General features: G+C 51.0%; 21 protein-coding genes. 18 read left to right on the top strand and 3 right to left on the bottom strand.

The features are described from left to right. Positions 1 to 24: 24 nt before the first annotated feature. A complete protein-coding gene (locus ACF8OF_RS07685) occupies positions 25 to 276 on the bottom strand; it encodes a GDCCVxC domain-containing (seleno)protein (protein ID WP_349466095.1) in 252 nt (83 codons plus the stop codon). A 708-nt stretch (positions 277 to 984) separates the two neighbouring features. On the opposite strand from ACF8OF_RS07685, the gene ACF8OF_RS07680 reads away from it, so the two are divergent. Then, the gene (locus tag ACF8OF_RS07680) at positions 985 to 1,320 is read left to right on the top strand and encodes a helix-turn-helix domain-containing protein (protein WP_262860904.1); all 336 of its coding nucleotides are present in this window, start codon (positions 985 to 987) and stop codon (positions 1,318 to 1,320) included. 328 nt (positions 1,321 to 1,648) lie between these two features. Here the strand turns inward: ACF8OF_RS07680 and ACF8OF_RS07675 are convergent, their stop codons facing one another. Next, positions 1,649 to 2,542, bottom strand: a complete 894-nt coding sequence (locus tag ACF8OF_RS07675; RefSeq protein ID WP_392496212.1) for a DMT family transporter — start codon at positions 2,540 to 2,542, stop codon at positions 1,649 to 1,651. Positions 2,543 to 3,779: 1,237 nt separating this feature from the next. Here ACF8OF_RS07675 and tssB point away from each other — a divergent pair. Genes tssB through ACF8OF_RS07590 form a run of 17 tightly spaced genes read left to right on the top strand, consistent with a single transcriptional unit; the run spans position 3,780 to position 25,717 of the window. After that, entirely contained in the window at positions 3,780 to 4,277 is a 498-nt protein-coding gene (gene tssB / locus ACF8OF_RS07670) for a type VI secretion system contractile sheath small subunit (protein ID WP_025152075.1), read from the top strand. 17 nt (positions 4,278 to 4,294) lie between these two features. Then, a complete protein-coding gene (gene tssC, locus ACF8OF_RS07665) occupies positions 4,295 to 5,779 on the top strand; it encodes a type VI secretion system contractile sheath large subunit (RefSeq protein ID WP_045137852.1) in 1,485 nt (494 codons plus the stop codon). Positions 5,780 to 5,784: 5 nt separating this feature from the next. Continuing rightward, positions 5,785 to 6,222, top strand: coding sequence for a type VI secretion system baseplate subunit TssE (gene tssE, locus ACF8OF_RS07660; protein ID WP_392496211.1), 438 nt, complete (start codon positions 5,785 to 5,787; stop codon positions 6,220 to 6,222). 4 nt (positions 6,223 to 6,226) lie between these two features. Further along, positions 6,227 to 8,008, top strand: coding sequence for a type VI secretion system baseplate subunit TssF (gene tssF / locus ACF8OF_RS07655; protein ID WP_392496209.1), 1,782 nt, complete (start codon positions 6,227 to 6,229; stop codon positions 8,006 to 8,008). Beyond that, positions 7,972 to 8,997: a type VI secretion system baseplate subunit TssG gene (tssG, locus tag ACF8OF_RS07650; RefSeq protein ID WP_274369193.1), complete on the top strand. Its 1,026-nt coding sequence runs from the start codon at positions 7,972 to 7,974 to the stop codon at positions 8,995 to 8,997. The genes tssF and tssG overlap by 37 nt, the downstream gene beginning before the upstream one ends. A gap of 4 nt (positions 8,998 to 9,001) precedes the next feature. Next, on the top strand, positions 9,002 to 10,267 hold the full coding sequence (tagH, locus tag ACF8OF_RS07645) for a type VI secretion system-associated FHA domain protein TagH (RefSeq protein ID WP_279796212.1): 1,266 nt from the start codon (positions 9,002 to 9,004) through the stop codon (positions 10,265 to 10,267). Between the two features lie 12 nt (positions 10,268 to 10,279). Continuing rightward, positions 10,280 to 10,819, top strand: a complete 540-nt coding sequence (gene tssJ / locus ACF8OF_RS07640; protein ID WP_262860910.1) for a type VI secretion system lipoprotein TssJ — start codon at positions 10,280 to 10,282, stop codon at positions 10,817 to 10,819. Position 10,820: 1 nt separating this feature from the next. Then, a complete protein-coding gene (tssK, locus tag ACF8OF_RS07635) occupies positions 10,821 to 12,173 on the top strand; it encodes a type VI secretion system baseplate subunit TssK (protein WP_262860911.1) in 1,353 nt (450 codons plus the stop codon). Next, on the top strand, positions 12,170 to 12,964 hold the full coding sequence (gene icmH, locus ACF8OF_RS07630) for a type IVB secretion system protein IcmH/DotU (protein WP_262860912.1): 795 nt from the start codon (positions 12,170 to 12,172) through the stop codon (positions 12,962 to 12,964). The genes tssK and icmH overlap by 4 nt, the downstream gene beginning before the upstream one ends. Next, entirely contained in the window at positions 12,964 to 15,645 is a 2,682-nt protein-coding gene (gene tssH, locus ACF8OF_RS07625; protein WP_392496207.1) for a type VI secretion system ATPase TssH, read from the top strand. Before icmH ends, tssH begins: the two co-directional genes overlap by 1 nt. Further along, complete coding sequence (locus ACF8OF_RS07620; protein ID WP_392496206.1) at positions 15,645 to 16,442, top strand: hypothetical protein; 798 nt, start codon at positions 15,645 to 15,647, stop codon at positions 16,440 to 16,442. Before tssH ends, ACF8OF_RS07620 begins: the two co-directional genes overlap by 1 nt. Then, positions 16,439 to 17,086 carry a type VI secretion system-associated protein VasI gene (gene vasI / locus ACF8OF_RS07615; protein ID WP_262882104.1) on the top strand — a complete coding sequence of 216 codons (648 nt, stop codon included), beginning with the start codon at positions 16,439 to 16,441 and terminating at the stop codon, positions 17,084 to 17,086. The genes ACF8OF_RS07620 and vasI overlap by 4 nt, the downstream gene beginning before the upstream one ends. A 5-nt stretch (positions 17,087 to 17,091) precedes the next feature. Then, the gene (gene tssA / locus ACF8OF_RS07610) at positions 17,092 to 18,546 is read left to right on the top strand and encodes a type VI secretion system protein TssA (protein ID WP_392496205.1); all 1,455 of its coding nucleotides are present in this window, start codon (positions 17,092 to 17,094) and stop codon (positions 18,544 to 18,546) included. Further along, positions 18,546 to 22,094 carry a type VI secretion system membrane subunit TssM gene (tssM, locus tag ACF8OF_RS07605; protein WP_274369198.1) on the top strand — a complete coding sequence of 1,183 codons (3,549 nt, stop codon included), beginning with the start codon at positions 18,546 to 18,548 and terminating at the stop codon, positions 22,092 to 22,094. Before tssA ends, tssM begins: the two co-directional genes overlap by 1 nt. Before the next feature lie 14 nt (positions 22,095 to 22,108). Continuing rightward, entirely contained in the window at positions 22,109 to 23,446 is a 1,338-nt protein-coding gene (locus tag ACF8OF_RS07600) for a VasL domain-containing protein (RefSeq protein WP_392496204.1), read from the top strand. An 11-nt stretch (positions 23,447 to 23,457) separates the two neighbouring features. Beyond that, positions 23,458 to 23,937, top strand: a complete 480-nt coding sequence (locus ACF8OF_RS07595; RefSeq protein WP_262882107.1) for an Hcp family type VI secretion system effector — start codon at positions 23,458 to 23,460, stop codon at positions 23,935 to 23,937. Between the two features lie 46 nt (positions 23,938 to 23,983). Next, entirely contained in the window at positions 23,984 to 25,717 is a 1,734-nt protein-coding gene (locus ACF8OF_RS07590) for a type VI secretion system baseplate subunit TssF (protein ID WP_392496202.1), read from the top strand. 113 nt (positions 25,718 to 25,830) lie between these two features. On the opposite strand, the gene ACF8OF_RS07585 is transcribed toward ACF8OF_RS07590, so the two are convergent. Then, the gene (locus ACF8OF_RS07585; protein ID WP_392496201.1) at positions 25,831 to 26,370 is read right to left on the bottom strand and encodes a DUF4234 domain-containing protein; all 540 of its coding nucleotides are present in this window, start codon (positions 26,368 to 26,370) and stop codon (positions 25,831 to 25,833) included. Positions 26,371 to 26,511 lie beyond the last annotated feature (141 nt).

Here is a 26,511-nt window from a genome sequence, read left to right as displayed (position 1 = left end):
CACACTAACCTGTGCGGGTATTTTTTATTCCCCGGATGACGGACAGCAGCAGGATTTTTTACCTGTCAGTGCGGCTTCCTGCACCGGCGGACAAGCCACCGTGCCGTAAGAACAAAATACGCAGCAATCACCCTGAAGTGGTTTTAATAATGTATGGCAGTGCTCACATTCATAAAACCACTGACAGGCATTCACCGGCATGGTTTCTGTTTTTTCTGATCCGCAGACCGGACAACTCAACGTCGACTGCAATTCAATTGCTGCTGAATTTTCCATTTTTTATACCCCTGATTTTGATGTGACATCGTATAAAATAACATATTTCCTCCGGGCACAAAAAAGCCACCGAAGTGGCCTCCGCTGCCGCTGACGGCTTCACATGCGACATACCGGTTTACAGATAACGCGGTGATATGTGCATTTGTATACTCTATACTCTTTAAGTCCGAATCAGGAAATCCTTTTTTAATGTCATAAAAAACGGAAGACGACCGCTATATCCCGGTATTCATGTTAATTAATCTGTCGTCTTTTTTCTTATTCCCGCTGATACCATCCTTCTTATTGCATTATAATATTTTGACACAACCTGTCTGATTCTCATTATTGTTATATTAGATTTCATTAACAATGGATATTGTCACTATTTTAGCCTGTCTTTATTATCTTATATTCATAAAATCAGAATAATAACCCAAAATATCAAGCGAGTGATTTTGAACCAAACTCAATAAAAAATACCGAACGCTATGAATACTAACGATTATTTACCACTTCACTAATATACTACTTATTTATTACACTTCAGTCATTTATATTGTACCCACATTACGACTATTGCATTAGCAATTACCGTGCGTAGAATATACATCGTCGTCACACAGACAGATTATTTATATTAGCCAGGCATGATACATTAATTATATTACTTCATTCTCATTATTCCGGGATCCCCTTTGTTATCTGTTTATAAGGTTCTTATTTATGCCCGTTAATAACAAACGAAATTCCGCTGTCATTAATCAGGCAGCTGGTGCGGTTATTCGATCATTGCGGAAAGAAAAAAATTTGTCAGGCTATGATTTAGGCTGTTTAACCGGATTAAGCCAGCAGCAAATTTCCCGCTATGAGCGTGGCAGCAACCATCTGACACTAAACCTGCTCATTGCAATATTGCTTGCTCTGGATACGACACCAGAGGATTTCTTATACCAGATGAACATTCATTGTGGTTTTACTGACAGTAAAAATATGCTGTCAATTTTCAGAAAGAAACGTTCATCATTTAATGATGATGATGAAACTGTATTCTACAGCTAATATTTACCACTTAATATCGGAAATATTATATTTATTGTATTAATCTTCAATATAATCAAACGAAAATCGGTGACAATAATACTATCTTATTCATTGAAAATAACTAATGAATATTCAGTCACAAATACAATTTTATTTTTTATTACTGTCCGACAGGAATTCAATAACCGCTCAATGGGTAACTCCGTGACGCTGAACAGAACACCAATAGCATCCCGTTCGGTGCCATTGCCACCCTGCCCGACAATAATGCCGGTGAAACGACCACCGGCATTATAACATCGTGTATTATTCACACAGACGAAGGTGTGTGTTTCAATACATCCCTTTATTTTCTCGCTGAAGAACAAAAATAAATTCCGGCTATAATGAATACACCACTCAAAAAATGATAACTGTGTAATTTTTCACTGAGGAAAAGAACACCAAAGAAACCGCCACTCAGCGGGATCAGGTGAGAGAAGATCTCCCCTCTTGTTGCGCCGATAGTCAGTATACCTTTATTCCACAGCAGATATGAGAGCCATGACGGAAAAATAACCAGATAGGCAAGTCCGGAGATAAACAGCGGTGAGGCATAATTGCCTGTATTACTGATCTGAACATCATGTAAGAACAGATAAATAATCAGTATCGGTAACATCATCAGACTGCCGGTCACCGAGCTGATAGCCACAAAGGCATTACCGTTTACCTCACGGGGTTTCAGTCTCAGGAAAGCACAATACAATGCCCAGCTGATAGCAGATCCCAGTGCCCACAAATCCCCTTTATTTAAATGACTGATGACTTTTGTAAAATTAAGGTCACCTTTGAATATCAGATAAATCACACCTAACGTACTCAGTAATACGCCGATATAATTTCTCCTCTGAATTTTTTCTTTAAATATCAGCGCATTAATCAGTAAAACAAGGGAGGGTGTCGCTGACATATAAATAGCGGCATTAAGCGCCGTGGTATATTGCAAACCGATATACAGCGTGACCGGGAATAAAACCTGTCCGCATAATGACAGAAACAGGATTATCCCTTTTGCCTTTTTCATAAACGCCCACTGCTGTTTAACCTGACTGAAATACAGCGTCATCAGCAAAACGGCCGTCACCAGCCAGCGCAGCTGCGATAAAATCACCGGGTCAGCTTCAGATACCAAAAGATGCCCGACAACATAGTTCCCGCCCCAGAAACACGCCGCCAGCGTTAAGAATAAATAAGGCATATCCCGCTCCAGCCTGGTCAATATTTATCCGACCGTAACATGATGCCCCCGGAGCAGGCTTGTTATTTATCAAAATAGTTATGGATTTTAAAATAATTTTTAAGATGTATGACTCAGAGTGCGGGGCCGGTTATCACTGCTGCGGTTACAGACATAATGCAGAGTCCGTTCAGCCGGGGTAAAGCATCTATCTGCATCTCTCGGAATAATCCACTTGCGCATGAATTTTTGAAAAGGCAGGATGTTAATCCTAAACTAAATTGATAACGACTATCGATTCAGACTAAAAATTCATCAATAGCAGATCGGGTATTTAACAAAAAACCAGTCAAGAAGTAAAAATATCAGTAAAACAAAGCATTGCCGCTATCCTGTGTTACGACCCGAAAAATTAAAAAAGGTAACAGAATACTACCGCCACTATCTGATTGATATTTATCAAAAAAAACACACACTCGGAAAAAATAATATATATAAAACGATAAAATTCCGGTTTTATCGTACTGTTATTTTTTAATATCCGAAATATAATATCGCTTATCGCCCGATAACTTCATCCCCTTCCTCTTTATCCACCAATACTGCCCTATTCTGTTTGCAGAATTTGTCTGAAAATCGTTTTTCATCATGAAAAATGTTTCCATTTATTAATAAACCGAATTTATGCAATATACATAAGCACATGCTAAAATTTCTGCGTTTTTTTTATAAATTAAAAAATACACATATAATTATTTATGATTTCATTAGCAAATGTAAAATAATATTTCGCCATTTAAACAGTGACTTTCTCTCACAGGGCTGTTTAATTTTCACTCAGTGCAATTATCGTACAGTTACAGCATTGATTATTTAATATGCTTCAATTGCCTTCTCTATAATTTTCTTTATTTTCAATCACCCTCTGATTAACTACTATTCATATGAGTAATTAATAAAAGATTTTACTAATTAAAAACGCAATTAATTTAACATTTGTATATCACTTGACTAACACACCCGGTTTATTAGTAAAATAATTTTATTGATTGACAGGGGCGTGCCGCAGGCGATAACTTCTGCGCTAACGTATTCCACGATCTGAACTTAAATCAAATATTTTAATTAACACAAAATACAACTAATTACATAGATTACGTGTATTCATCCGGTGACACAGCCCGGTGACAGCAATCACTTATCTTATGTATCTGTACGGGACAGTTAATTCCCTCTCAAAAATTCATAAGGACAGTCAATGAGTAAAAATGACCTTGGCAGCGTTGCGCCGAAAGAACGTATTAATATTAAATACACACCTCATGACGGCGGAAGCCAGGCAGAAATTGAATTACCTCATCATTTGCTGGTCATTGGTGACTTCAAAAACAAAGAAGAAGATACACCGATTGAAGAACGTAAAACCGTTTCTGTCGATCAGAATAACTTTAATTCCGTGATGGAGAATTCAGGTATTAACCTGACATTCGCTGTTAAAAATCACCTTGAAGAAGAAAGTGATTCAGAAATTCCTGTCAATCTTGATATTAAATCTCTGCGTGATTTTTCCCCTGACAATATTGCGAAAAATGTTCCGGAATTAAATAAGTTACTCGAATTGCGGGAAGCATTAGTTGCGCTGAAAGGACCGATGGGAAATATCCCGGCATTCCGTAAACAGCTTCAGGCTCTGCTGGATAATGAATCCACCCGTGAGCAACTGTTAAAAGAACTGGATATCGTCAGTAATAAATAATTGATGGGAATTGTATTATGTCTACAGCAACAGAAAGTATAAAACAGGAAGCAGGCCAGATCCCTGCCGGTACATCCCTGCTTGATGAAATTATGTCGCAGTCGCGGATGACCCCGGAAACCGAAGCCTACGATATTGCAAAACAGGGTGTGGCCGCCTTTATCAGTAACATCCTGGCCAGTGACTCAAAAGAAGAACCGGTCAATAAGTTACTGATTGATAAGATGCTGGTCGAACTGGACAAAAAACTCAGTACCCAGATGGATGAAATTCTGCATAACCCGCAGTTTCAGGAAGTGGAGTCCTCCTGGCGTTCCCTGAAGTTACTCGTGGATCGCACTGATTTCCGTGAAAATATTAAAATTAATATTATTCATGCCACCAAATCCGAACTGCTGGAAGATTTTGAATTTTCACCGGAAATCGTCCAGTCCGGTTTCTATAAGCACGTCTATTCCGCCGGTTATGGTCAGTTTGGTGGTGAGCCGGTTGCCGCGATCGTCGGGAACTATGCTTTCAGTAATACCACACCGGATATGAAGCTGCTTCAGTACGTCAGTGCTGTCGGTGCCATGGCTCACGCCCCGTTCCTGTCATCTGTTTCACCTGAGTTTTTCGGTGTGAGCAGCTATACCGAATTGCCGGCGATTAAAGATCTGAAATCTGTTTTTGAAGGTCCGGCACACACCAAATGGCGTTCTCTGCGTGAAGCGGAAGATTCCCGTTATCTCGGTCTGACCGCGCCGCGTTTCCTGCTGCGTCTTCCTTACGACATGGTTGAAAACCCGATTAAAAACTTCAACTACCGTGAAAGTGTCAAGCAAGACCACGACCACTATCTGTGGGGGAATACCGCATTTCTGCTGGCAGCCGGGATCAACAACAGTTTCGCCAAATACCGCTGGTGTCCGAACATCATCGGGCCGCAGAGCGGGGGGGCCGTCAGCGATCTGCCGGTTCACTGCTTTGAGGCGCTGGGCGAACTGCAGACCAAAATCCCGACAGAAGTGCTTATCACTGACCGCCGTGAATTCGAACTGGCAGAAGAAGGCTTCATTACCCTGACTATGCGTAAGGGCAGTGATAACGCCGCATTCTTCTCCGCCAACTCGGTGCAGAAACCAAAACATTACCCGAACACCCGTGAAGGTAAGATGGCAGAAACCAACTACAAACTGGGTACCCAGCTGCCATACATGTTCATTATCAACCGCCTGGCACACTATATCAAAGTGTTACAGCGTGAGCAGATCGGTGCATGGAAAGAGCGCCAGGATCTGGAGCGTGAGCTGAATATCTGGCTGAAGCAGTATATTGCCGATCAGGAAAACCCGCCGTCAGATGTCCGCAGCAAACGCCCTCTGCGTTCCGCACAGATTCAGGTACTGGATGTCGAAGGGGATCCGGGCTGGTATCAGGTGGCTATCCAGGTGCGTCCGCACTTCAAATACATGGGTGCCAGTTTCGAACTGTCACTGGTTGGCCGTCTCGATAAGGAATAACCGTCATGGGGGCGTATTATCATCGTCAGTCTTCACAACCGGTACGCCTTTTTGAACGGATAAGAGGGAAGCACGCCGGTGCTTCCCGTCAGTCCCGTACTGCCGCTCTGATTAATTCGGTCAAATCACACCTGACACAGGTGCTGAATACCCGGCCGGACACCTGTCAGAGCAGCAGTGAACTGGGTGTGACGGATCTCAATGATGCCACCGCAACAGCGGTGGATTTCCGTGCCAATCTGGAAACGTCCATCAGAGACTGCATCCTGCGCTATGAGCCGCGGATCAGTGATGTCGCGGTGGAAGGTGTGATTGATGAACATAACCCGCTGCTTCTGGAGTTCCGGATCACCGCACTGGTGTTACTGGAAAATCAGTCTCAGCTGATTGAATTTAATATGCAGATGGACAGTCACCGGCATTACAGACTGAAGCAGGCCTGACAGAATGCCACGTAATCCCCGTTTTTCTGATGAACTTGAATATCTGCAACTGCTGGAAGATACCGTTGCGCGCCACAAGCCGCATCTGGTTAATTTTCTGGCGGAGAAGAGCACTGATCCGGATGTGCTGCGCCTGCTGGAAGGATTCGCTTATCTGTCCGCCTCCCTGCGCAGTCAGATTGAACGCCAGTTTCCGGAATTATCAAACAGCCTCGTCACCATGCTGTGGCCCAGTTATGCCCGGCCGTTTCCGTCAATGACAGTGATGCAGTTCGTGCCGTCCTCTTCCCTGAGCCGGCCTGTTTCGGTACCGGCGGGAACACGGTTTGAGAGTCAGCCCGTCACACTGGATGAAAGTGATGCGGAGGAAGATATTCTGCATCAGATGACCTGCCATTTCACACAAAGCCGTGATCTGCGGGTGATGCCGTTTACCGTCTCCTCTGTCACCGCTGACAGACAGTCAGTCACGGTTTCGTTTTCACTGCCGCAACCGGTCCGGTTAGCGGATGCCGGTCTGGCGGAGTTACAGATTTATCTCGGCGGGGATGATTACACCTCGCAGGAACTCTATTTTCTGCTGAATCACGCGGTATCCGGCGCAACACTGGCCACCGGAAAGCATACGTATCAGCCGGAAAACATGGCCGTATCACCGGTCGGGTTCAGCCGTGAGGATGCACTGCTGCCCTATCCTAAAAACAGTTATGAGGGGCATCGCCTGCTGCAGGAATACTTCAGTTTTCCGCGTGCCTTTCTGTTTCTGAATATTGAGGGACTTAATGATATTCCGGCGGTGATGTCCGGTGATCATTTTTCCCTGACCATTCACTTTTCCCGTCCGCTGCCGCCGGCTGCGGATATTAACAATGACAGCATCCGGATTAACTGTGTACCGGCGGCTAACCTGTTCCCGATGGAAAGTGAAGCCATTGAGCTGGACGGCAGACAAAGTGAGTACCCGCTCAGTCCGGGCTTTGCTCACCCCGGCAGCTACGATATTTTTTCTGTCACCCGGGTGGACGGACTGCGCCGCTGTGCCGGACAACCGGCAAAAATGACACATTACACGCAGTTTGAAAGTTTCCATCATCAGGAGCCGGTCAATAAAGGTGATGACGAGCTGTATTACCGCCTGCGCACACTGCCGTCGCCGGATGACGGCGGGTTCCGCCACCGGATGTCTTTTGTCCGCAGTAATGAACCGGCATTGATCGGTTGTGATGAAACCATTTCCGTTTCTCTGCTCTGCACCAACCGGGATGTGGCCGGTTATCTGCGGGCCGGTTCCGTTACCCGCAGCACGGCACCACTGCCGGATATTGCCGCAGTCAGCAATATCATGAAACCGACACAAACATTGCGGCCGTTGCTCGACCACTCGCTGCACTGGTCTGTGCTGACGAATATGTCGCTGAATTATCAGTCACTGCTGAGTCTGGATGCATTACGGCAACTGTTACAGCTTTATGATCTGACCTCTGTTTTCCACCAGCAGACGGCCCGTCAGACACAGAAATGCCTTGATGCCCTGGTGAGCATGACCACGCAGCCCGCTGAATACCTGTACCGGGGATTGCCGGTGCGCGGGCTGAAATCCACCTTATCTGTTCATCAGAGTGCGTTCTCATCCGAGGGCGGGCTCTATTTGTTTTGTTCCGTTATTGCTCACTTTTTCGGGCTCTATACCAGCGTGAATACCTTTCATGAGCTGGAAGTGATCAATATGGATAACCGGGAAGTGTATGTATGGCCGGCGAAAGTCAATCACACCGTTCTGCGCTGACATCCTCCGCCGGCGATGGTACTGCCGCCATGACGGAGTATGACTTTTATCAGCTGGCAGAGTTACTGATTAAATCCGTGACAGCGGCCGGAAAGTCCGCACAGGAAAGTATCCGTTTCTCGGCAAGTGCCGGCATCGCCTTTCCGACACGGGATGTAACCGATGTCACCCGCCGTGAGGACGGCAGCTATGATGTCAAAGTGGCGTTTCTGGGCCTGCACGGCAGCCAGTCTCCGCTGCCGGGCTATTACCTCGACAGCCTGGCGTGGGAAGAAGCCCAGCAGACCGAAAGCGTCACAGATTTTCTCAATCTGTTTAATCACCGCTTTGTCACACTGCTGCACCGGATCTGGCGGAAATACCGCTATTACATTTCGTTTGAGCCGGACGGACGTGATCCGTTTTCCCGCTATATGTTCACGCTGCTCGGGCTGGGCAGCGAAAGTAACCGCAGCCGGATCCGGATCAATCACAACAAAATGCTGGCCTATGCCGGATTACTGGCAAGCCCCGGGCGCTCAGCGGATGTGATATGCAGCCTGATTTCCCACTGTTTTGATCTGGACCATGTGGAGCTGTCAGGCTGGGAAAGCCGCCGGGTGCCGATTGCGGACGATCAGCAGAACCGGCTGGGTGAAATTCTGTACAGCGCAAGCCGGACCGCGCAGCCGCGTTCCCTGCTGGGTGAAAATTTCAGTCTCGGCGCCCGTATTGAAGACTGTAACGGAAAATGCACTATTGAAATCAGTGAATTACCACTGAGCCGTTACATGCGTTTCTTACCGAACGGCCCGGATTATCTGCCGCTGGTCGCCTTTGTGTCTTACATCATGCACGAGCAGCTGGCCTGGGATCTGCGGCTGCGGATGGCGGAAAAACAGGTCGGCGGGATGGTTCTCGGCGAAAACGATAACAATCAACTGGGCTGGCGGAGTTTTATCGGGCAACCGGAACTGAAGCCTTTTGTGACGATTTCAGTATTGGAATAACATCATGGATAAACCACAACTTAATTTTCATTTGGTGAACAGTAACCGGCTGGAAAGCGGCCGGGCTGCAACTGCGCAGTTTTCCTCTCAGGGCGGCACTATCGGCAGTAACGCCGACTGTACCTGGTCACTCCAGGACAGCCTCGGCAAAGTCGCCGGGGTTCAGTGCCGCATTGTCTGGCAGGATCAGACATTCTGCCTGAAAACCCTGACCGAGCAGGTCCGCCTCAATCAGACGGCGATCCCCCGCCACGCGGGTGCTGTCCGTCTGTCACAGGGCGATATCGTTGAGATCGGCGAACTGCAGTTTAAAACCCATCTTGCCATGACCGATGAACCTTACCGCGACCCGATGGCTGTGGCACCCCAGGATATCGTGTCCGCCGGCAGTAATCCGCTGGATAACCTGATGGATACCCGCACCACACAGGATAACACCCTGCATCAGGGCGATGATACCGCGCCGGCTGTTTTGGGTTCACGCACCCGTGACCCGTTACAGGCACTGGAAAATGAAAGCCTGACCGGCGGCGCGCAGATAAAAAACGATATCTCCGGTCTGCTGGCCGATAACTATCCGGCCTCATCCGCCGCCATGCCGCTCTCCGATAACAGAGGGAACACCATTGTGCAGGAATATATGGATCTGCCGACACTGTCCGCCACCGATCGCACTGATGATCTGCTGCCGCTCACCGATGCCGATCATATTGCGGTAAATCCGCTGATGCGCGGGCTGGAAGCACATTTACCGATGCACAATTCCCGTCAGGCCAATGATTTTCTGACCGAGATCGGCCGGACACTCAAAGCGGCTATTGAAGGACTTCTCGCACTGCAGAAAACCCAGGATAACCTGCGCGACAAACAATTGCGCCCGATCGAGGATAACCCGCTGCGTCTGAATGTGGATTACCAGGAAGCTCTGCACCTGCTGTTCGGTGATGAACGCAGTCCGGTACATCTGTCCCCGACCGCTGCCGTCAGCGAGAGCCTGGCCAATATGCAGCTTCATTATCAGGCCAATCTGGAAGCGATTTCCGTGGCACTGGATACCATGCTCGATGCCTTCTCACCGGAGCGGCTGCTGGCGCGTTTTTCCCGGTATCAGCGGGCGGGCGAAGAGAGCAGTTCAGATCCGGCATGGGCATGGCAGATGTATGTCAGCTACTACCGTGAGCTGAAATCCTGCCGCCAGCAGGGGTTTGAGAAACTCTTTTATGAAGTTTACACCCATGCCTATGACCGGGCATTACGTAAAAGTTTATAAGGGACATCCATCATGAGTGTGAAACTGCGATACGGATTGTTGCTGCTGATCCTGGTATTAAGCGGATGCAGCAAATCCTGGGAAGCGACCAAAAAAGTCGGCAAGGTGCTGTGGGATCCGGATACGCCGGTGGGCAAAGCGAGCCAGCAACCCTCTGAAATTGCTATCACACTTCTGGCGGAACCCGATATCAATCCGAATCAGGATGGTGAGCCGTCTCCGGTGGAGATGCAGCTTGTCTATCTCAGCGAGGACTCCCGCTTTGAATCGATGGATTTCGATCAGCTGGATGAAAAACCGCTGCCGGATGTGCTCGGTAAAAACTATATCGATCACCAGGATTACACACTGACACCGGATCAATACAAACCGCTGGCATTACTGCGGACCACCGGTGAAAACCGCTATCTGGGTGTGATCGTCCGTTACTCGGATCCCAATGTTACCGAATGGAAAAAAATCATCAAATTAAGCGGAATCGGACGGCAGTATTACCTGCTGGTTCATGTCAGGGCAAATGAAGTGGAATTGCGCAAAGAGGAAGAAGAATAATATGTCGATGAAAAACCGGGTTATCTGGCGCGAAGGTCTGTTTATCAAGCCCCAGCATTTCCAGCAGCAGCAGCGCCACCAGGATTATGTGACAGAGAGCCTGCTCTCTGCGTTCTTCGGTCATCATGCCGGGTTTACCTCGCTGGTGATCAACGACGATATTCTGCGGCTGGGCCGGATCGGCATTTCAGAGGCGACCGGTGTGATGCCGGACGGCACCCTGTTCTCCATGCCATCGCAGGATGAACTGCCGCCGCCGATTGATATCGCACCGATCAATGATACCGGCAACAACATTATCTATCTTGCCCTGCCGCTGCACAGTGCCACTGTCAATGAAATTGCGGCCGGGCATAACAACCACCTGACGGCGCGCTATAAAGAGTTCAGCCTGGATGTCCGTGATCTGCACACCGAAAGCGGTGATGTCAGTATGCTGAATGTGGCAAAACTCAGCCCGGTCCTGAAACAGGGTGCAACAGAGCTGAATGCCTATGTGTCTGTGCCTGTCTGCCGTATCAGTGAACAGACAGCAGACGGCGGGCTGATCCTCGACGATACCTTTATTCCGTCCTGCCTGAATATTCGTTTATCGCCATCCCTGACAGGATTTCTCGATGAACTGAGCGGCACACTGGCCGAACGCGCCCGGCAACTGGCCGGACGGATCGGTTCACCGGGGCAGCAGGGTATCGCCGATGTGGCGGAATTTATGATGTTACAGCTTCTCAACCGTGCATCCCCGCGTTTTGCGCACTTTGCTGCCCAGGATGTGCTGCATCCGGAGCCGTTATTCTGCGAACTGCGCTCATTGTGCGGTGAACTGCATACTTTTACCGATCAGTCACGGCTGGCAGGGCAACTGCCGAAGTATAACCACCAAGCTCTGGCTGAATGCTATCCGCCACTGATGCGGGCACTGCGCCTGGCACTGAGTGTGGTACTGACACCACGTGCTATTGCGATTCACCTTCAGGAACAGGAACACGGCATCCGCGTGGCGACAATTCAGGATCCGCAACTGTTGCAGCAGGGCGAGTTTATCGTGGCGATCCGCGCTCAGATGCCGCAGGAACAGCTGCGCCGCCAGTTCACCCAGCAGACCAAAGTCACCTCCATCAACCGCATCCGCGATCTGGTCAGTGTCCAGCTGCCGGGGGTATCACTGATTTCTCTGTCTGCTGCTCCGCGCCAGCTGCCGTATCACGCGGGTTACACCTATTTCCGGCTGGATCGCCAGGGCACAGCCTGGCAGGAAATTCAGCAGAGCGGCTCTGTCGCCTTCCACGTTGCCGGTAACTTCCCGGAGCTGGATATTCAGTTCTGGGCCATCCGTAACGGGGGCGATTTATGACCGATGATTTACTGACCGGCAGCCTGTATGAGGATACCTCTGAGGATGCACAGTATCTGCGCCAGCGGAGGCATAAGCAGTACCGGATCCCGCTGCGCGGTGAAAATATTAACCCGATGATTGATGCGGCCACCCCGCTGCTCGGTATGGTTATGCGGATGCATACGATGTCCGGTTCGCCGCTGCCGGACAAGCTTTATCAGCAGGTGGTGACAGATATTCAGGCTATCGAGCAGCAGTTGCAGTCTCAGGGCTATGAACCGGGCGCGATTGTCTCGTTTCGCTACGTGCTTTGCACCTTTATTGATGAAACCGCGCTGGGCCTCGGCTGGAATGCGGATAACGGCTGGGTGAAAAAATCCCTGCTGGTGCATTTCCACAATGAATCGTGGGGCGGGGAAAAAGTGTTCATTCTGATCGAACGCCTGCTCGGTGAGCCGAAACGCTATCTGGATCTGATTGAGTTTATCTGGCTGTGTCTGTGCCTCGGTTACCGGGGCCGTTATAAAGTCACCCAGGGCCATAACGATGAATTTAACCGTCTGCTGCGCCGCCTGCAAAAACAGATCCGCCAGCTGCGCCCCGAACAGGGCGCTGTTGTGCTGTATGAAAATACCACCACGGATCCTCACCGCTACCGGCTGGGAAAACGTCTGCGGCTCAAATATATCTTTATCGCCGGCATACTGATGGCCGCCGGTATTTACGGCCTGTATCTGTCACAGCTCAATAATCAGACACACCATATTTTGGAACAACTTACTCCGTTACTGAGTCAGGGTATACACTGATGATAAATATCGATCTTTCTACACTCGTTAACCGCCTCGATCCTGTGGCAAAACATGCACTGGAAAATGCTGCCGCCCGCAGCGTCAGTGAACAGCAGCCGGAAATCACTGCCGCGCTGTTTTTAGGCTGCCTGCTGGAAACGCCGTTAACCGATGTGCGGGTAATCTGCCAGCGCGCCGGTATTGATCACAGCGAACTGGCGGACATGACCGCAGCGCTGATCCCGCCGCATCAGGCACTGACCCAGGGGTATCCGGGGTTTTCCCCGCTGCTGACTGAGCTGCTGAAAGACAGCTGGCTGGTCGCTTCCGCCGAATATCAGCATACCACGCTGCGCTCCGGTGTTATCCTGCTGGTGCTGCTGCAGATGCCGCAGCGTTACCTGCCGCAGCAGGCCTGCACACTGCTCAGTAACATAAACCGTGAACAATTAAAGCAGCAGTTTGATGAGTGGACAGCGGGTTCGGCAGAAAGCCAGTCCGGTGATTTCAGCACTCAGCCTGCGGGCAGCAATACCCCGGCGGCGGACAGCCTGCTCGCCCGTTTCACTCAGAATATGTCAGAGCTGGCACGGCAGAATAAGCTGGATCCGGTTCTGTGCCGTGATAACGAAATCGACCTGATGATCGATATCCTCTGCCGCCGCCGCAAAAATAACCCGGTGGTTGTCGGTGAGCCCGGTGTCGGGAAAAGCGCACTGATTGAAGGCCTGGCACTGCGTATTGAGGCTGGTGAAGTACCGGAAAAACTGCGCCGCTGTCAGCTGCATGTGCTGGATCTGGGCGCGATTCAGGCCGGTGCCGCCGTCAAAGGGGAATTTGAAAAACGGTTCAAAGGGCTGATTCAGGAAGTCACCGGTTCCGCCACCCCGATCATTCTGTTTATTGATGAGGCGCATACCCTGATCGGTGCCGGTAACCAGCAGGGCGGCACCGATGTCGCCAACCTCCTCAAACCGGCGCTGGCACGGGGGGAGCTCTGCACTATCGCGGCAACCACCTGGAGTGAATACAAAAAGTATTTTGAGAAAGATGCGGCACTGGCGCGGCGCTTCCAGTTAGTTCAGGTCAAAGAACCGACGGCGGCGGAAGCGGTGATTATCATGCGCGGCCTGCGCACGGCCTATGAGTCCGCCCATCAGGTCTTTATTGATGATGATGCGCTGCGGGCCTCGGCTGAGCTGAGTGACCGCTATCTGTCCGGTCGTCAGTTACCGGATAAAGCCATTGATGTGCTGGATACGGCCTGTGCGCGGACCGCGATCAATCTGACTTCACCACCGAAACAGATTTCCGCCCTGAAAACACAGTTACACCAGATCAGCACGGAGCGGGATGTGCTGGCGCGCGAAGCCCTGCTCGGACTGGTGGATCACACTGACCGCCTGGCCGCGCTGCAACAGCAGTCTGAACAATTACAGCAGTCACTGGATCAGTTACAGACTGACTGGCAGGCACAGCAGACATTAGTCCGCGATATCATCCGCTTACGGGCGAAACTGCTTGGCAGCGCAGAACAACACGCAGAGACAAATGATACAACGGTACAGACGGAAAACGCATCAGACCCGGCAGAGACCGGTGAAGCCGCTGAGCCGGAAACCACAGAAAGCATCCGTGAACAGTTACAGACACTGAATGCAGAACTGGAAACCCGCCAGAAGCTCTCCTCCCTGGTGTCCCCGCATGTCGGCAAAAAACAGATTGCTGAAGTGATCGCCGAATGGACCGGTGTTCCGCTCAACCGTCTGTCACAGGATGCCCTTGCCGTGGTCACCGAGTTACCGGCTTATCTTGGGGAATCCATCAAAGGTCAGGATCTGGCGATTGCACATCTGCATAAACACCTGCTGACCGCCCGTGCCGACCTGCGGCGTCCCGGCCGTCCGCTGGGGGCTTTCCTGCTGGCCGGGCCGAGCGGTGTGGGGAAAACCGAAACGGTATTGCAGATAGCGCAGCTGATGTTCGGCGGCACACAATATCTCACTACCATTAATATGTCCGAGTTCCAGGAAAAGCACACAATTTCCCGCCTGATCGGCTCCCCGCCGGGGTATGTCGGTTACGGTGAAGGCGGTGTGCTGACGGAAGCCATCCGCCGCAAGCCTTACTCCGTGGTGTTGCTGGATGAAGTGGAAAAAGCCCATCCGGATGTGCTGAATCTCTTTTATCAGGCCTTCGACAAAGGGGAAGTGGCTGACGGTGAAGGCCGGGTGATTGACTGCAAAAATATCGCCTTTTTCCTGACCTCAAACCTGGGTGACAGCACGATTGTCGCTTATGAAAACCGCCCGGATGAACTGCTGGATGCGCTGTATCCGGAACTGACCACGTTCTTCAGACCGGCACTGCTTGCCAGGATGGAAGTGATCCCGTATCTGCCGCTCAATGACGAAACGCTGACACGGATCATCCGCGCCAAACTCAGCCAGCTGGAAGCGCGTCTGGTACAGCGTTTCGGCGCACAGGTCACTATCAGTGATGCCGTTTATAACGCCATTATTCAGCGTGCAAACCGGGCTGAGAACGGTGCCCGTATTCTGGAATCCGTCATCGATGGTCACTTACTGCCACCGCTTTCCCTGCTGCTGCTCAAACACACGGCAGCCGGAAAAACCATCCGCCATATTACGCTGTCAGCCACGGATGACAAATTCACCGCTGAGGTGGATGCGGAATAATGAAGAACCGACTGAAAAATGCGCTGTCACTGATAGACTGCCCGACAACCGAATCACTGATAACGCAGTTTCTGCCGCACTGTTTTTTCCGCAGCTCCCTGAGCGCACTGGCTGTGGTCGTACTCAGCCCGCGGGATAACCGGCTGCTCAGTTACTCGGTCGATTATTCACAACCACAGGTCACTGCCGGTCTGCTGGACACCGATGCGTCTGATATCAGTCAGCCGCTGGTACAGGTAACCTTTAACCGGACACCGCTCTGCTGGACAAACCTGTCACAGGGCAGCCATCTCGAGGAAAGCAGTCTGAAAACGTTTATCCGCGGATTACCGGCGAACAGCGGTATCCACGGATTTCCGTTCTGCGATCACGAGGGCAAACCCGCCGGGGCTATCTGCCGTCTCGGTACCGGTCTGACCCGCAAAGAACACGAACGGGGCATGACGGCGATCTATTACCGGATTTTTTGTCATCACTTCTGCTCGCTGACCCAGCGGATGCAGATCCGGACACAGAATCAGCAGCTGCGCGGGCTGCTTCAGCTGGCTCAGGAAAAGGAGCGCAGGCTGGAAGCGATGATGACACAAACCATGGTGACCCCCGCACTGCCACCGTCATCCGATCCGGATATGTCCGGTATCAGAGACCTGACCTCCGCCCTCGACCGGTATGAATCCGACATTCTGAACTACCGGATGCAGGCGGATAACCACGACCTGAATGAAGCCGCAGTGAACCTGAATATCTCCAAACGTGCCCTGGTGTACAAATTAAAAAAATACGGATACATGTCATGACCAAGAGGATGCTTCAGAGCGTGACCGCTTTGCTGATACTGACACCGCTGTGGAGCCCGGCACAACCGGTTCCCGCACTTTCCGGTGATATGTCAGCACGGCTGGACACCTGCCGTAAAGAGTCGTCACCGCTGGTGCGGCTGGACTGCTATGACAACATCGGCAGGGACAACGCCGTGCCGCAGACGGCCCCGGCGGCGAAAGGCGAGATCCGGCGCCGGGCGGCAGACAATGAAGAGAAACGGACAGAACATACCGTGACCTTCATCACCACCCAGCCCCGTGAAGGTACCTGGCCTGTGGTCATGACCGCACCGGCGATCGGCACACAACCGCCCCGCCCGATCCTGATGCTCAGTTGCATCGATAACATTACACGGATGCAGCTGATCATGAACGCCCCGGTGACAGTACATGCTGTCCGTTTATCCACCCCGGAAACCTCATTCAGCAGTGACTGGTTTATCCGCGAAAGCGGTTATGTGCTGGAATCCAGCCGGGGTCTGGCCGGGATCGGTGAAATCAAACGCATTATGACCGGCGACTCACTGACCATCACGCCGGAAAACGGGGAACCGGTGACTTTTGATCTGTCTCAGCTGACAGAAAGTATCAAACCTTTACGCGCGGCCTGCCGCTGGTGAATAGCATGATAGCAACACGTTTTAACTGGTCTGAACAACTGCTCGCCCCGCTTGATCCCGGGCAGATAAGCAGTATGGTCAGTGACAGCAACCCGGACTGGGAATATATCGACAGTGAAATGATTAAATTCGGCTCCCTGACGCATGCCTCTCTGGATATTGAGGCTATTCAGTCACGGATCCTCACTCTGCTGTCTGCCACCACAAAAGATCTCCGCCTGGTGGTACACCTGCTGCGCACTCTGCAGCATGCCGGAAATGCAGAGGAAATCACGCTGGGCGCGCAACTCTTTTCCCTGTTCTGCCGTCAGTTCTGGCACGACTGTTATCCTGACAATATCAGACTGAAAGTCCGTCTGACACAGCAGGTTTTACAGCGTTTTGAGCTGGCACAGGATAATTTTACCCGTCAGGCCACCGCTGCACAGCGGGATAATGTCCTCGGGGATTTTGCCGGACTGGCGCAGTTCTGGAGTGAAAACCACCAGGTCCTGTCACAAAAACTGGATGATCTGAGCCGGGGTTACCGCCGCATTGAGAACAGCGCACCGGACACTGTCACGGCCTCTGTCCGTCCGGCGGCAGATACCACCACAACCACAGCCCCTGCAGATCCTGCACCGCGTAGCCTGCCTGCCGCAGAAACCGGAACGGATGGCGGTTTTCCGGTCGCTGACCTTGACAGCGGAAATGACCGCACCCGCAAATCGGCCCTGCTGAATGCCGCGGATGCCCTTTGCCGCAGCGCCCCTGAAAATGCCATCGGCTATCAGCTGCGCCGTTATGCTGTCTGGCACACTATTCAGTCCGTACCGTCCGCCGATGCCACCGGAAAAACCCCGCTGGCAGCCGTTGCTGCCGATCGGGTTACCGCTTACCGCAAACAGCTGACACAGGCTGATCCGGTATTACTGGCTGATATTGAACAGAGTCTCAGCCTCGCACCTTACTGGCTGGACGGTCATTATCTGGCCGCGCAGGCCGCGCAGCAGCTGGGACTGGATACCGTTGCACAGGCCATTCGCCGCTGTGTATCGGAGTTTGTCGCCCGTCTGCCGCAGCTGACCACCCTGAGTTTCTCCGATAAAACCCCGTACGCCGGGGCAGACACCCTGGCCTGGCTGACCGCAGCGGATTCCGCCGGGACAACCGGGGTCAGCAGCGCCGGGGCAGACACGGATGAGATCACCCGCTGCTATCAGGAAAACGGTCTCGATGCGGCGCTGCAAAAGATTGACACCGCCATAAACCGGGCTGAACAGCTGCGTGACCGCGTCTGCCTGCAACTTCTGGCAGCATCACTGTTTGAGCAGTCAGGCATGACGGGACTTGCTCAGGCTCAGTATCAGCAACTGCATGACATCGTATCACGCAGCACAGTAACGCAGTGGGAACCCGCTTTACTGCAACAGCTTACCGGAAAACTTCCGGAGTCCGATTTCAGAAGGAATAACGTTTAATGAAAAAACCATCCTTATCATCCGTGGATGCACAGGGTCTGATCAGAAAATGGTTTAAAGCCGATAAACCCAGACTTAAATCGGCATGGGCTGTTTTTCTGGCCATCATTCCGGCGCTGATCCTTATCTGGATTTGGATTTGGGGAGCGGATTTCAGCTTCCGTGATGACTATCCGCTGCGTCCGGTCAGCGCCCGCTGGCTGGCAACATTCGGGCTGTTCCTGATTGTTATCGGCTGGGTGGGATACACCGCCCGGCGGCGTGTCCGCGAACTGGAAAAACTGAAACTGGATGTTGAACTGACCGTTTCAGACCCGGTCCGCAAAGATATTGAATTTCAGAACCGCTATCTCAGCCGCTGGCTCAGCGAACTGCGCCGTCACCTCGGCGACAATCGTCATTCACTCTATCAGCGCCCGTGGTATCTGGTGCTCGGCGCGGAAAACAGCGGCAAACATACCCTGTTTTCCGCTAATCTCGGCCTGCTGGATCTGGTACCGCAGGACAGGATCGTCTCAGAAGACGGTATCGCCCTGCATGTCCGCTGCTCACTGACAGATAAAGCCGTGCTGCTGATGCCGCGCGGGCATCTGATCACGCAACCGCACGATGACAGTGAAAAACCGCAGCTGTATCACCGCCTGTGGAACAGCCTGCTCGGGCGCATGGCAGAGGAGCGTACCCGTCAGCCGCTGAACGGTATCATTCTGACCATCGACACCGCCCGGCTGATGACCGAAGACAAAGAAGCCGGCAGCCGTTATTTTGCCGATATTCATATGCGGTTGCAGGATATCCGCCTTGCCTTTAACACCCGTCCCCCGGTGTATATCGTGCTGACCAAACTGGATCTGTTACAGGGTTTCAGTGCCATGTTCCAGTCACTGGGTGTGGCAGAACAGGAATCCGTTCTCGGCGTCACATTTACCCGGGACGATCAGCACAACTGGATCAGTGAACTCACCACCTTCTGGGAGAAATGGATCAGTCAGCTCAACGCCGCTCTGCCGGAAATGATGCTGAACCGGGTCGATGACAGCCAGCGCAGCGAGCTGTTCAGCTTTATCCGCCAGATGGTCGGGCTGCAGAACCGGGTGACAGAACTGACAGAACAACTTATCGGCAGCAATGATGACGACATCCCGCTGATCCGCGGTATTTATCTGACCTCTTCCGCCCAGCGCGGTCAGATCGACGATATCTTCACGCAAAGCGCCGCCATGCAGTACAACCTGCCGCCCGCACCGACACATACCTGGCCGGTCAGTGAAAGTCAGCCCTGGTTTACCGGTCAGCTGTTCCGTGATGTGCTGTTCTCAGAACCGAATCTGGCGGCAGAAAACCGTTTCTGGTTACGCCGCCATCACCACAACGTCTTTTTTGCCTCGCTGGCAACGGCGGCCGGGATTATTGCCCTCTGGGTCGGCTGGCATCATTATTATGACCAGAACTACCAGGCAGGTAAAAACGTGCTCTCCGAAGTCAGTGCATTCAGCAGTGTGACGGCGGATAACCAGCAGGACACCACCGGCGTGCGTCAGTTGCCTATCCTCAATCCGCTGTCGGAAGCCACGCTGGCTTACGGCAATTACCGCGAGAAAAACGGTATCCTGACCGATCTTGGTCTGTATCAGGGGAAAAAAGTCGGCCCGTATGTGGAAAAAAGTTATCTGCAACTGCTGATCGAACGTTTTCTGCCGGCCATCATGGCCGGATTACAGCAGGATCTGGCCCGTGCGCCGGAAAACAGCGAGGAAAAGCTCACTATTCTGCGTGTCATGCGCATGCTGGAAGACAAAAGCGGCCGTAATAATGCGATTGTCAAAGATTACCTGCGCAAACGCTGGAGCCGTGAATTCACCGGGCAAAACGAAATTCAGTCACAGCTGATGGCGCACCTGGATTATGCCCTTGAGCATACCGACTGGGCAGCAGACCGCGAGCGCGGAGATGCGTTAGCCGGTCAGGCCTTCCAACCGTTTGCCCCGGCTATCCGTAACGCCCAGAAAGAGCTGAGCCGCCTTTCGCTCTATCAGCGGGTATATCAGACACTGCGCCTGAAAGGCCTCAATGAGCTGTCGTCACCGCTGGATCTGCGCCATATGATCGGGCCGAGTTTCAGCCATGTTTTCGTCTCACTGGATGATGAAAAACTGGAAGTGCCGCAGTTCCTGACCCGCAACGGACTGACCAATTACTTTATCCGGCAGAATGAGGCGCTGGTGGATCTGACCGCACTGGATGCCTGGGTACTGAATCTGTCGCAGGATGTCCGTTACAGCGAAAGTGACCGCCGGGAAATTCAGCATCAGATCAGCGAACAGTACCTCGGTGATTATGCCGCAAACTGGCGGGCAGCAATGAGCAATCTGGAAGTCCGTGAGTTTGAAACCATCCAGGATGAAATCAGTGCGCTGGAGCAAATTATCAGCGGCGAGCAGCCGTTACGCCGGGCCCTGCAAATCCTGCGGGATAACACCAGTCTGCCTGCCGTGGACAACAACCTGACAGAGAAAGAAAAACAGGCCCTTATGACGCAGGGTGAGTACCGGTTACTCGGGCGGATCAACCGCGAATTCTCGCCGCAGACAGAAATACTGGTCAGTAACAACGGCGAAAACCTGCAAAACGTCAACCAGAAACTGAATGATCTGCATCGTTACCTGCTCAGTATCGCAAATGCGCCGGTGCCGGGCAAAGCCGCACTGAAAGCCGTTTTTCTGCGTCTGGAAGAAAATAACCGCGATGCCATTTTTGAAGTCAGCCAGATGGCGAAAACCATGCCGGAACCTCTCGGCCGCTGGATTGGTGAACTGGCTGACCAGGCGTGGATTGTGGTACAGAAAGAGGCGATCCGTTATCTCGAAGTGGAATGGAATGAATCCGTGGTCAAACAGTACAACAGCTACATTGCCGGCCGTTATCCGTTTGATCCGCAATCAAACCGTGATGTTCCGCTGAGTGAGTTTGAGCGCTTCTTCAAACCGGGCGGGACACTGGATGCTTTCTGGCAGCAGAATCTGCGACCGTTTGCCGAGAACAATCTGCTGGTGAATGAGGACGGGCAGTCACTGATCCGCCCGGATGTGCTGGAACAGATTGAAACGGCCAACCGCATCCGTAATACCTTCTTTACCCCGCAGGGTAACCTTGAAACTCAGTTTGCCATTGAACCGGTTCAGTTGTCCGGAAACAAACGGCGCAGTGTGCTGAATCTTGACGGACAAATTCTCGATTATGCACACGGACGCAGCAACACCGTTCATATGATCTGGCCTAACTCCATGCGTTCCGGCGGAGAAAGTAAGCTGACCCTGGTTTCCGGCTCCACCGGCAAATCACCGCGTGCGATTGTCCGCAATGGCCCGTGGGCACTCATCCGGCTGATTCAGTCCGGTAAACTGACCAATGTGAACGCCGACAGTTTCGATGTCCGCTTTACGGTGGATGACGGGGAAATGACCTACCGCATCTCTGTTGATGAGTCGGATAATCCATTCTCCGGCAATCTGTTTTCCCGTTTCAGCCTGCCTGAAACCCTGTATTAATGACGGAGAAAAATATGGACGGCATTGTTATCCGGACAGGCACTTCCCCGCTGGATTTACCGGCATTCGCGGAAATCCGGGAAGAAATCAATAAACTCAGTCACCCGTCCCAGCCGGAAGTCAGCTGGTCGCGGGTGGAGGCCAAATCCCTGGAACTGTTCAGACAAAACGGCGTGGATTTGCAGACGGCGGTTTACTACACCCTTGCCCGTCTGCACCGCGGCGGTCTGGCGGGGCTGACGGAAGGTTGTGAGCTGATTGCCATGATGATGGTTCATGACTGGGATGCGGTATGGCCGCCGCAAATCAATCACCGCATTGAGATTCTTAACTGGTTTATCACACGGGCCATGGCAACCGTACGCCGTCTCGCCTTCCGCCGTGATGACCTGCGCCTGCTCTACCGGGCAGAGCGGGCGTTACAGCTGATCACCGGACGGCTGTCGCAGGCACCGTCCGGCAAAATGCCGATCACGGATAATCTGCAGTTTTACTTCCGTAATGCCGCCAAAGAGCTTGAGCAACTCTCACCGGCGGCAGGCGGTGACGTGCCGCCGGTAACCGTCGCTCCGCTGATCTATATCGCGGAAGAGAGCCCGGCAGGCTCCGGAAGCCATGCGGCGTCTGACGGCAATTCCGGTCACAGCACCGTCCGTTTTGTGCAGATGGTGCCGGAACCGCCGCCACCCCGCAAAACCTTTCCGTTTGCCGGATTTGCGGCGGGTCTGGTCACCGGACTGATTCTGATCGCCGTGCTGTTCTTCACTGTCTACAAACCAGTGAAAGATGAACTGGACAGCGTCGCCGCACAGCCCGGCAGTGCGCCGGTTCTGTGGTTTGCCAACCCGCAGCTGGCGACTTACGGACAGATTCTGGCCGATGCGGAACAACAATCTCCGGTTGCCCCGCTGCTGCTGACCGAAAAGATGACCGACATTGCCCGTCAGCGCTGGCCGAACGACCCGGATCAGGCGTATGCCACCCGCCGCTGGCAGGACACTCTGCAGATGCGGATTGCTGATGCGGAACCCACGGACAGCTGGTATCTCACCAATGAACGGTTACAGGCACTGTCCAACACCATTGTTGAACGGGAAAAAAAACGCGGCAGTTTTACCCTGTCGTATCTGAAAACGGAAATCTACAACATCCGGCAGGCTCATTCAAAAACAGTTCCGGCAGAAGAATATCTGCGGGCCTTGTCTGACGACATCCGCAACGGCCGGCCGGTTTCAGCCGCACAGCTGCACCGGATTAACCAGCAGCTTAACGGCCTGATTGCGCTTTATGCGGATTTACAAAAACAGGCGGAACAGGCGGGTCTGAAACCCGGCAGCGGCAAACAGGAATAAGGAAAACCATTATGGCGAATATGATCTATTTAAATCTCAGCGGAAACCAGCAGGGCAATATTTCACAGGGTTGCGGCAGTCTTGATTCTATCGGTAATAAATATCAGCAGGGCCATGAAAATGAAATATTTGTACTCCATCTGAATAATATGTTCAGTCGTACCCAGAACCTGACATTCAGCCCGGTGAATTTTGTCAAGCTGCTGGATAAATCCACCCCGCTGCTGGCAAATGCGATTGCCAATAATGAAGTGATGGAAATGGTATTCAGTTTTTACCGGACGTCACAAAACGGCTCACAGGAAAAGTATTTCACCGTCACATTACGTCAGGCATCCATTGTTAATATTAACAGTAATTATCCGCACTCTGCGGATAATAATGACGCGCAGCCGGAGGAAACCGTCAGTGTGAAATACAAAGATATTATTTTCCAGCATGTTATGGCAGGAACATCCGGCTATTGCTGCCAGGAAGAGATCACACGTTAATTTTCCGTACACTACATACTGATTACCGGCAGCGGCAGAGTCACTCATGAGCGAAATTAAATTTTTACAGGAACAACATTATTTACAGCAACTCAGCCGCAGGTTTATCCGCGACTATCCGCATCTTGCTGATGTACTCGACCCGGATGATGAACAAAGCGGCAGCCTGCTGGAAGGGTTTGCCTTTCTCAGCGCCCGGTTGCAGGAAAAAGTGGATGATGCCTTTCCTGAAATTACCCTGCCGCTGTTACAGCGCCTGCAATCCCGTGCAATAAAAGGTATCCCGGCCACTTCGGTTGTCCGTTTTGATGGTCAGGAGCAGATTGATTTTCCGCTGCCTATCCCCGCCGGTACCGAGGTAAAAGGCGCGGCTGAGGAAATCTTCACAACCTGTAACCCGGTACTGATGCAGCCTTACACCTTATTACGCCGCTATGTGACGCATCATCCGTCAAAAAGCTGTCTGTCACTGGAATTCAGATACCGCGGCAGCCACAAAAAGCCGGAAACCGCACAACTCAGCTGTTTTCTTGATCCCGATGTTTCTTCCGCCGGTATTTTATTACTTTGGCTGAGTCAGTATTTTGATCATATTGAACTGGCTCATAACAATACGCTGTATCACGGTGATGAAACCCGGTTCAGCTTTATTCCGCAGATAGGAAAACATAACGCCGTGTTATCCGGCGCGGATGAAAAACCGAACTGGCCGCAAAAATTGCTGGAAGGATTATATATCGATCATGTCCATCACTTTATCAGCATTGATATTCCGGCGATTGTTCCGGTGCTGGACTGGGTATCCGCAGACACCTTCACACTGAATATTTATTTCAGTAAACAGTTGCCATTGCGTAATGATCAGCTGACAAACAGCTTTCTGCTTAATTGTGCCGCAGTTGTAAACCAGGAAAAAGAAAACGAAGTCATCCTGGATTTCCGTGAAAATGAAGCGGTTTATCGCCTGCCGGTGGATGACGGATATTATATTACGGAGCTTAAGCATATTCAGCTGTCTTTTGAGCCGCATGAGGAATCACGGGGCATTGTCGCCGATTTCCATCCGGTGATTCACCTCGCCCCTGCTTCCCGGCTGCTGCCGCAATATCAGGATGCCTGGTTCTACGCACTCAGTATCGATAAAACCATCACCGGTCAGAATCATTATTATATCCATTTTTATGATAATCACGGTAAAGCACTCACCCTCCCGCCGGGGCCGCATTTCCGCTGTACCTACCGCTGCATTATCAGTGCGCCGCAAAGCCGTGCTGCGGATATCAGCCATCTCAGTCCGCAGCTGCCGGATTTGCTGACTGCCTCCGGTGTCACACAATGTACACCGTGCTATCCGCCGATAACGGATAACCACGCTTACTGGAATCTGCTGTCACATTACAGCGCCAACAGCTTTATGCTGTCATCTGTTGATTCAGTGAAACAGCTGATCAGCGACTATGTATTATACCAAGAAACAGACCGGCAGCGCTGCAAGCAGATAAACCAGCTCCTGAGTGGCATTCATGCGGTTGATTCGGTACTGGAAGACCGTCTTGTCCGCGGAAAACCATACCGCTGTCTGGATCTGACAATGACACTCGATGCACACAAATATGATAATCCCGGCGATGCCTTTATGTTTGTAATGCATTTATATCATTTCTTTCCGTTCTGCCTGTCAGAAAATATGCTGCTGAAAATGAATGTGCAATTCACCGATAATGATACGATCTGGCATTTATCACCTTATTTACTGAACGGATATAAGTCGCTGATTTAAATCAGCACCCGGAAGGCTGTCACTGAAATAAACGGGCAGTTATCAGAGATAAACTGCCCGTTTTCAAAGAAGGGGTTAACCGCGTATTTATTCGTCAACAGGACAGAGATACATTAAATTTTATCGTCATCATTATCAGTACTGTGATTGACCTGATTATTCCGGACATCTGTCAGCATTTTTCCCCGGGCAAAATCTTCTTCTAATGCATTCATGCAATAGTTAATATAGAAGTATTGAAAGAGAAATGTCAGGGTTCTGTTAAGATATAATGTAATGCCGAACTCTCTTTCTGCATAATTTTCCAGCGCACGCTTCATTTTGAACGACCAGACAACCCAGAAAACAGTGACAGAAATGGAAAACACATTACTTAATATAGTATATATGTCATCCGGCCCGGCAGTATATCGGTCATGATATACATTATTCATCATACTCAGCACATCCATATGTAAAGATAGACCCATGACAATTGCAAGATAAATAAATATCTTACTTTCAAATGTTTTTTCTTTCAGTTCTGAATTAAATGCATCTGCATTCTTCCAGGCCCACATTACCGGATAAATACCCGCTGTTAACATACTGAGTAATACAAACCGACCTGTACCCTGATTTGTGATTGACTTTAATGTATTAATATCTTTCATTATATATCCGCTGCATTGATTAAATAATACACAGGAATTTCCTGTTCTGTTGATTAATATATCTGTAAATTACATTCGTCATTTTCTGCTGCTATCGCATAATGTAAACACGATCACCAAAAAATTTAATGTAGATATATT

The organism is Morganella sp. TYF_1, from assembly GCF_043105645.1.
Classification (GTDB): Bacteria; Pseudomonadota; Gammaproteobacteria; order Enterobacterales; family Enterobacteriaceae; genus Morganella; species Morganella morganii_B.
The sequence above is the reverse complement of the archived record's forward strand: the minus strand, read 5'-3'. Positions and strand labels throughout refer to the sequence as shown.

What these genes read in the sequence shown, in the direction of transcription:
- ACF8OF_RS07595 (WP_262882107.1), top strand. Translation starts at nt 23,458, where the DNA reads ATGGCGAATATGATCTATTTAAATCTCAGCGGAAACCAGCAGGGCAAT.
- tssF (WP_392496209.1), top strand. Translation starts at nt 6,227, where the DNA reads ATGCCACGTAATCCCCGTTTTTCTGATGAACTTGAATATCTGCAACTG.
- ACF8OF_RS07585 (WP_392496201.1), bottom strand. Translation starts at nt 26,370, where the DNA reads ATGAAAGATATTAATACATTAAAGTCAATCACAAATCAGGGTACAGGT.
- tssA (WP_392496205.1), top strand. Translation starts at nt 17,092, where the DNA reads ATGATAGCAACACGTTTTAACTGGTCTGAACAACTGCTCGCCCCGCTT.
- ACF8OF_RS07675 (WP_392496212.1), bottom strand. Translation starts at nt 2,542, where the DNA reads ATGCCTTATTTATTCTTAACGCTGGCGGCGTGTTTCTGGGGCGGGAAC.
- tssE (WP_392496211.1), top strand. Translation starts at nt 5,785, where the DNA reads ATGGGGGCGTATTATCATCGTCAGTCTTCACAACCGGTACGCCTTTTT.
- ACF8OF_RS07600 (WP_392496204.1), top strand. Translation starts at nt 22,109, where the DNA reads ATGGACGGCATTGTTATCCGGACAGGCACTTCCCCGCTGGATTTACCG.
- ACF8OF_RS07685 (WP_349466095.1), bottom strand. Translation starts at nt 276, where the DNA reads ATGGAAAATTCAGCAGCAATTGAATTGCAGTCGACGTTGAGTTGTCCG.
- ACF8OF_RS07620 (WP_392496206.1), top strand. Translation starts at nt 15,645, where the DNA reads ATGAAGAACCGACTGAAAAATGCGCTGTCACTGATAGACTGCCCGACA.
- tagH (WP_279796212.1), top strand. Translation starts at nt 9,002, where the DNA reads ATGGATAAACCACAACTTAATTTTCATTTGGTGAACAGTAACCGGCTG.
- vasI (WP_262882104.1), top strand. Translation starts at nt 16,439, where the DNA reads ATGACCAAGAGGATGCTTCAGAGCGTGACCGCTTTGCTGATACTGACA.
- tssJ (WP_262860910.1), top strand. Translation starts at nt 10,280, where the DNA reads ATGAGTGTGAAACTGCGATACGGATTGTTGCTGCTGATCCTGGTATTA.
- tssM (WP_274369198.1), top strand. Translation starts at nt 18,546, where the DNA reads ATGAAAAAACCATCCTTATCATCCGTGGATGCACAGGGTCTGATCAGA.
- tssK (WP_262860911.1), top strand. Translation starts at nt 10,821, where the DNA reads ATGTCGATGAAAAACCGGGTTATCTGGCGCGAAGGTCTGTTTATCAAG.
- tssG (WP_274369193.1), top strand. Translation starts at nt 7,972, where the DNA reads ATGGCCGGCGAAAGTCAATCACACCGTTCTGCGCTGACATCCTCCGCC.
- tssC (WP_045137852.1), top strand. Translation starts at nt 4,295, where the DNA reads ATGTCTACAGCAACAGAAAGTATAAAACAGGAAGCAGGCCAGATCCCT.
- tssH (WP_392496207.1), top strand. Translation starts at nt 12,964, where the DNA reads ATGATAAATATCGATCTTTCTACACTCGTTAACCGCCTCGATCCTGTG.
- ACF8OF_RS07590 (WP_392496202.1), top strand. Translation starts at nt 23,984, where the DNA reads ATGAGCGAAATTAAATTTTTACAGGAACAACATTATTTACAGCAACTC.
- icmH (WP_262860912.1), top strand. Translation starts at nt 12,170, where the DNA reads ATGACCGATGATTTACTGACCGGCAGCCTGTATGAGGATACCTCTGAG.
- ACF8OF_RS07680 (WP_262860904.1), top strand. Translation starts at nt 985, where the DNA reads ATGCCCGTTAATAACAAACGAAATTCCGCTGTCATTAATCAGGCAGCT.
- tssB (WP_025152075.1), top strand. Translation starts at nt 3,780, where the DNA reads ATGAGTAAAAATGACCTTGGCAGCGTTGCGCCGAAAGAACGTATTAAT.